Source organism: Methylophaga sp. UBA4204, assembly GCF_002379485.1.
Lineage (GTDB): Bacteria > Pseudomonadota > Gammaproteobacteria > Nitrosococcales > Methylophagaceae > Methylophaga.
Window position 1 is genome coordinate 11,557 of the sequence record NZ_DFTU01000011.1, and the last position, 7,283, is coordinate 18,839.

The 7,283-nt window shown below is 44.1% G+C and carries 5 protein-coding genes; all 5 read right to left on the minus strand.

Translation table 11 applies throughout. The features are described 5' to 3' along the window. On the minus strand, positions 1 to 2,009 hold a 2,009-nt coding region (locus tag B3182_RS01500), incomplete at its 3' end, for a DUF748 domain-containing protein (RefSeq protein ID WP_292751255.1). Between the two features lie 118 nt (positions 2,010 to 2,127). Further along, positions 2,128 to 4,500 carry an EAL domain-containing protein gene (locus B3182_RS01505; RefSeq protein WP_292354418.1) on the minus strand — a complete coding sequence of 791 codons (2,373 nt, stop codon included), beginning with the start codon at positions 4,498 to 4,500 and terminating at the stop codon, positions 2,128 to 2,130. Between the two features lie 35 nt (positions 4,501 to 4,535). Beyond that, entirely contained in the window at positions 4,536 to 5,738 is a 1,203-nt protein-coding gene (locus B3182_RS01510; protein ID WP_292740801.1) for a tetratricopeptide repeat protein, read from the minus strand. A gap of 144 nt (positions 5,739 to 5,882) precedes the next feature. After that, positions 5,883 to 6,758 carry an MOSC domain-containing protein gene (locus B3182_RS01515; protein ID WP_292354414.1) on the minus strand — a complete coding sequence of 292 codons (876 nt, stop codon included), beginning with the start codon at positions 6,756 to 6,758 and terminating at the stop codon, positions 5,883 to 5,885. Between the two features lie 109 nt (positions 6,759 to 6,867). Next, positions 6,868 to 7,283: response regulator transcription factor (locus tag B3182_RS01520; protein WP_292751258.1), on the minus strand; the 416-nt coding region annotated here is incomplete at its 5' end.

Consider the following 7,283-nt stretch of genomic DNA (forward strand, 5'->3'; position numbering starts at 1 on the left):
TTATCTATAGTAGCCTCTGCCTGAACGGCCAGTTCTGGAAACAATTGAATTTCACCCTCAATCCCAATATCACCTCCTGTTTGCAAACTGATATCGGTAGTAAAAGGAATCTGATTACCCTCTGCCAGAGTGAAATTCTGCATGCTGCCAGACAGCATCATTGTAAGAGTAAAGGGCGTTTTCAGTTGCTCATCCATTAACGTCAGCTTGGTATTATTGATGGCCAGATTGGCGATATCGAGCTGAAGTGGTGATGCTTGCGTATCGGGTTCATCAGTGGCTGGATCAGGCATTTTTTCCAATACTTGTAACCAGTCGATTTCACCCTGCTCGTTTAGGGTTGCAGCCAGATTGAAATCATCCAGTGAAACCGATTTTATAGTGAGCTGATTTTCTGGATAAACATAAAGCCCATTACTAATGGTCAGCTTACCGCCTTTTACTAACGCTTCACTCTCACCGGGCTGGTGAATATCTAACTCGGCTATTTCGATATCTATCTCACTGAGATCTATTTTTTTAGTATCACCGGCCAAATTGATGTCGTAAGACGTTTGCAGTTCAACTCGGCCGCTATTCAGTTCAACAGGCAGCTGACCGTTAAAATAACGATATGGCGTCTGCAAACTGAAATTGTTCAGTGTTACCTGGCCTGATAACTGTAACGGTGACATGCTTAACTTTCCGTCTGCGGACAATTTTGCGTCCTTTTCCAGTCCGATATCTAAATCTATATTGGCGGTTTGACTGGCCTCAGTGGAAAAATCTTGTAGCTGAATATTGACCGGACGTAATACCGTTTCAAAAGGCTCCTGCGGATTTTCATCACGATAATGAATCTCACCTTCGGTAAAACTTAACGCTCCAATTTCCAAGGTAAACGGTGACGTGTTTTGTTTATCGGTTTGTTCATCAGTATCTTCCACCACTGCCTCAGAATCTTTTCCGGGCAGGGCAGCTATTAACTGCAGCCAGTTGAGATCACCCTGCTGGTTTCGGGTCAAAGCCAGTTTAAAGTCAGTCAGCGAAACGTTATCCAATATGAGCTGATTTTCTGGAAAAGCATAACTGGCGTTTTTTATCTCCAGTTTCCCGTCTTGCAATAACGCTTTGGTCATGCCCGGCTGAAGAATACTAAAACCGGTCAAGCCTATATCAATCGCACTGAGATCAATATCTGCCGCTTCATCGGCAAAATCGATATCGTAGGATAATTGTAAATCCAGCCGCCCCTGGTTCAATTCAAATGGCAACTGTGCCTTAAAATAACGATAGGGCGACTGTAAACTGAAATTATCCAGCGTTATCTGACCCGATAACTGTAACGGAGACATGCTTAGCTTTCCGTCTGCGGATAATTTTGCGTCATTTTCCAGTCCGACCGCCATATCTAAACTGGCGGTTTGACTGGCCTCGGTTGAAAAATTATCCAGATGAATATTGACCGGCCTCAATACCGTTTCAAAAGGCTCCTTGGGTACTTCATCCCGATAATGAATCTCGCCATTGGTATAGTTAACCTCAGCTATTTCCAAGCTAAATAAAGATTCGTCCTGTTCGCTGGATTGATTGGCTTCGTCTTCAGCCGCTTCCTCTTTAGCTGAAGCTGCCCAGTTGTCTGCCAGTCTTGTCAGCGTATTAGCCGTTGTCGAATAACGACGGAAATGCAGTGTTGTATCGGCCAGATTGATTTCTTCCAGTCGTAAAGTCAGTCTCGCCAGTTGCAAAGGTTGCAGATTGAGGTAAAGCTTTTCTGATGCTGCCAGCGGCTCATCCTGCTCCGTGGTTAATTGCAGATTGTCGACTGTCGCTTCAAATGTATAGGGATTGAAATATATGTTTTCGACACTGGCCTCAACGCCCAGTCTCTGTTGCATTGTCTTCACCAACTGGCGCTCTGCCAGCCACGGAACCAGTAAAAATCCTATCAAGGTATATAACAGCAGAATACTGACAACCCAGATCAGCAAACTTCGATATTTCAGAAAGGTGTTTTTGACAGATTTCATGACTGATGGCTTATCTCAAAGGCAGAGATAAGTCAGTGTACCTAAATATTGCGACTGAGCGTAATCAATAGGCTAAATTTGATTGTTGTATTCAAGCTGCCATTCAGAATAAGCGTTATTACATCATCTTTGGTGTTTCAACCAGTTCTGCCTTAGGCATGCTGAAATAGGCACCTTGGGAAAAATCAATATCGAGTGCCTGGACTTGTTTCTGTACGGCTTCGCAGTGAACAAATTCCGCAACGGTTTTAATGCCGAGACTACGGGCAAATTGCACTACACCACGGGTAACAATAATGGCTGATTGATCATCATTGAGATTTCTTATCAGGCTACCATCGATTTTGATGAGATCCACATTGAGACGCAGCAAATGTTCAAAGTTCGAGTAGCCTGTGCCGAAATCATCAATGGCAATTTTACAGCCAAAGCCTTTGGCTTTATCGATAAACCGACGGACTTCGTTGTAATTATCAATACCATCGGATTCAAGGATTTCGAAAATTAACCTTTTTCCAACCTGATAGGTTTTGAGCTGGTCAAAAATAAACTGGGTTAATTCGGTATCCAGTAAATCACGATAGGAAAGATTAATAGAAAATTCGTAATCCAGTTCGGCAAATTTCTGGAACGATTTTTCCACCATCACCCGTGTCAGCATGCTATCCAGACGTAAATTACTGGCCACCGGCAAAAATACACCGGGACTGATAACCTGCCCATCTGGATCAATCATTCTGATCAGGCATTCATATTTGGTTATCTCACCACTTTGATTATCCATTATGGGTTGGAACCACGGAACAATACGGTTTTGCTGTAATGCTTGTTTTAGTTGTCTGGCCCAGAACAGGTTTTGTTCGTAAATACGCTCTACATCTTGCTTACTGTCATAGATCGCATAATGCCGTGACTTATCACGAGCAATTTTTAATGCGGCTGTGGCGTAACTGATCAATATATCCGGTGAGCTGTCTTTGTCAGGGTCGGCATCATGCTGACCTGCTGCACCAAGGGTTGCCGTTATGCTGATATCCTGATCCTGCCATTGCAGTTGCTGCTCTTGCAGAAAGTCACTTAACTGCCTCAGGAATCCGGTCAGAAACTCCTTGGACCAATCAAAACCCAACAGCACAAATTCATCACCTGATAAGCGATACAGTTTGGCGCTGTCAGCGTGATTATAATCCTGACAAAATGCCCCAATGTTAGTGGTTAGGCTTTGCAAAACCGCATCACCACAATCATTTCCAAAGATACTGTTTAATTCTCGAAACCGATCGATATTCACCAGAATTAAGGTGCAGTTTTGATGTTGCTGCAAATCCAGTAATAACCTTGCCCGGTTAGGTAAACCCGTCAGCTGATCGGTATAGGAGGCCTGCAACTCCTGCATCAGCAAAGCAATACGATAGACCAGATAAGCCGATAGCAGCAAAATGACAATACTGGTTGCAATCAGGATCCGTTGATTTATCACCCGCATCGGGGCAATAACCGCATCAATTTCATTCTTGGGCACGCCCACTGCAAATAGCATCTGAGCCGGTGTGGTCGCGGCATAAAGCACATATTCGATATCTTCAACAGCAAACTGATGCGTTTGCAGCAGGGCTTTTTGCTGTTGGGATTTAAGCTGAGAAATAGCGTTGTTGGATGCCAGTTTAATAAAATCCTGGCTCATTACCGAGTCAATGATCTTCTGGGCATAACGTTCATTATTTAATCTGCTCAAGCTGGATAATTTGCGTTTATTTTTATCGATTAACAGGGCAAAGGTATTTGGCGTGATGCTGACCTGACTGACGAGATCAATTATCTGTTTCGCTTCCCAGTCTGTTGAGGCATAACCAACCACTTGCAGCTGGCTGTTCAAAATAGGTTTTATCAGCGTTAACACGGCACTGTCCGTGATTTCATTGTAATAAGCTGGTGTCCAATGGATTTCATTGCCTTCAATTTTCGTTTTGTCTTTAACAGCAATACCTGCCAAATCGAACCATTGTTGTTGCTCAATGCTTAAGAGTCGGGAACTTGATTCAGTTAATACTTGGATGCTGTTCGTTTTATCTCGAAATACATAGCGTGATATCGGCTGTCCTTTCAGGCTGACGTATTCTGGATCAAACCAGATCCCGACCGCTAATGTGCCTTCAAAGTCTTTCAGCTTGTCCTGTAACATCATGCCTAACTCGGCATTTAACACCTGAGAGTTACTTTCTGAAGCAAATAAATCTGCAAACAGGCTGCCGATACGCGCTAAGCCATTGGTGTCACGTTCCAATGCACTTTGGGTTTGGACAATTTTGTTCAGATTACTGAAAAAAGTCTCTTCAATCTGCTTCTGGCGAACTTCGCCAATGGTATCTTCCGAATAATTCAGATTCAGTGACGATAAAATCCACATCCCGGCAATAAACAGGATGACCAGCATAAACAACATCCATAGGATGAGTTTTTTGGAAGAATCGACCAGTAATGAACGAAGCATCAGATGATGACCATTTTATACATCCTTAAAAGCCCTTAATTCTGACCGTCAAGAACGCGTTGAATTTGCTGTCGAGCCAGATTAATAGCCTCAGGATTCACTTGAGGGCGAAGATTTTCCGCCAGCTTTTCTGCCTCGGCTGAACCTTGTTGTTGGGCTACTTCATACCAGATGACCGCTTTGGCTTTTTCCTCAGTAAGGTCACTTTGTTGTAACTGTCGCCCCATCAGTAAGGAAGACTCAGCATATCCAGCACGAGCAGCTTGAATCAGCCATTTTTCTGCTTGTGTGATGCTCGCTGGATTTTTATTTTGTTGAATTAACAACGCTCCCAGCGAATGCTTGGCCGGAACATAGTTATTTAAGGCCGCACGTTGAAACCATTTGAGCGCCAGATCTTTATTCTGTTGGGTGCCTTTACCCATTTCATAAAATAAACCCAGCATATGTTGTGCTTCGGCATAACCATCCTGCCCAGATTTCTCAAACCATTCAAAAGCGGTTTGATAATCCTGTTGCACACCAAGTCCCAAAGCGTAGATCTCACCAATAAGATAACGTGCGCGTGGTGAATCCTGCTCAACTTTCTCCGCCCATTGCAGAGATTGTGAATATTCCGTCAGAGCTTTATGAATAACCGCCATATTTAACTGGGAGCGCACATCGCCATTGTTTGCCGGTGGCAGACAAGCCTGTTTGGCTTCACGAAAATTGCTGATGGTTGTTAACAAATAACAGTCGTTTAACTGTTCTTTATTCACATTTGAAACAATGGCTTTATCCACCACCACTTTTTCATCAGAGACGGGAGGTTCGGCTTGAGAAGATGCTGTGGGTGCTTGTTTGTTGGCTTCGGCCAGTCTCACAGCAAACTGTTCCACATCTTTCGGGCAGGAGTAGCTGTATCCCGCCTTATATAGATTCAATGACTCTTGGGTAAGTGGTCGAGTGAGATATTTATCGGCAATTTCCTGGCAGCGAACTTTACGTTCTGCACTGACCTTTCGTAGTGGTTCGGCACGACGTTCATCATCAATATGCTGATTGATATAATCGGTAAGCGGATCGATATAGGGCTGGGCAAATAAGACTTCAATTTCATCATCGTAATTTGCCGCTGCCCCATCACTGGTTTGTGCTAGCCACTCTCTGGATTGCGCAAAAATATCCTTTGGCTGATAACCAGCGCAGCCAAAGAGCATACTGCTAAAAAGCAGAGTTAATGCCAGTCGTTGCAATTTTAACCTTCAACATCAAATTAGAATGTATTAATGTAGGTTAATCTAATTTTGGGTAAATTTCCTTTATTTATGTAGGACATTAATTGTCTGATCGCTTATCAGCTGTCTTTATATCTAATCTCAAGTCTGTTCTATTGCAAATCATGACGCGTTTTGCAGAAAAACCTCATCCCCTAGCTGAATTACTGCACTTTGTTTGATGGCTCCATAAACACCCAGATTTTGATCGGCTTGTTTCACAATGCTGCGTAATATGCTGCTGTCCGATTCCAGTTTTTGTTGAGATCGGGTCACTGCCCCACAACGTGGTGTGCTGCTATTGCATTCAATGGTGGCACGACCAATTCGTAGTTTATTATCAATCCATGCCTGTTCAACCAGTCCTTCCATACCGGGCAGCGTTTCAATCACCAGATTGGGACGAAAGCGTTGCACATCCCAATCGGCTTCCGGATTAAGTTGTTGCATATGGGCTAGCGTCGCAGTGGTGAGCAGGTGAAAAGATGTCACCAGAAAAAACGTACCTGGGAGAGACACAAAATCCTTTGCTGCTGATGGCAAATCATCCAGGATCTCTGGCAAGGGTTCACCGGCTTCTCGATTAAACGTGGCTTTTAATTCTTCCAGCCAGGTATGGTCATCTTTTTTATGCCGCCGATAAAAATCCAGCTCGGCTAGGGGCCTCAGCGATTCAAGGGTCGAATTATGGCCGGTTAATTCAGATAACAAACTATGGATCTGGGGATCGTCACTGCCTACAACACGACCATCCGGAAAATGAATATCGACCTGATCATGTGCCCCGGTCATCTGGGTACTGCGACAACGAGCAACACAACGTAATAACTGGGGCCTGAATTTACAGCTTTGAATTTCCTGACGTGCCACATCACGCAACGCCCAGATACGATCGCCTTGCAAGCCCATATCGCCAAGATGGCAATAGTTCAGGCTTTCTCCCGCCATACCTTTCACCGGATAACGCCAGATTTGTTTTACAGTTCCTACTTTGATCATGAATGCTCCTGAAAGATTCGATACGTTCAGTTTTTCATGCTCACGTCGTTGTAATGCACGCTATTATTTTATGGCAGAGCCATCCGGAAATAGAGACGTTTTGAAACAGTTATTCTGTGCCGAAGCTATTACTGCCCGTCAGTGAACGCAGTTTATTTACGGCCAACGAAGCCGCTGCTGTACGGGTTTCCACTCCCAGTTTGGTAAACACATGTTCCATATGTTTATTGACGGTACGTGGACTGGTACCGAGAATCTCACCAATACTTTTGTCGGTTTTGCCAAGGATCACCCAGTGCAATACTTCCGACTCCCGATTGGTTAAATTGAATACCGCTCTCAAGGCTTCAATCTGTGCGGTTTCAGACTCTTCTCGTAACAGGATCAGCCATTGCTCTTCACTTTGCAGATCAGCAGGGTTAAAAATAAGTCGCCCGGTGGGTTTATGCACAATGTAAGGACGTAACCGTCTTTCTCCCCCCTGATGTAACTGCAACACCCAATCCTGCAAGGCTTCGGGGGTAT

Coding starts and splice junctions, on each gene's coding strand:
- B3182_RS01505 (WP_292354418.1), bottom strand. CDS start 4,500: ATGCTTCGTTCATTACTGGTCGATTCTTCCAAAAAACTCATCCTATGG.
- B3182_RS01515 (WP_292354414.1), bottom strand. CDS start 6,758: ATGATCAAAGTAGGAACTGTAAAACAAATCTGGCGTTATCCGGTGAAA.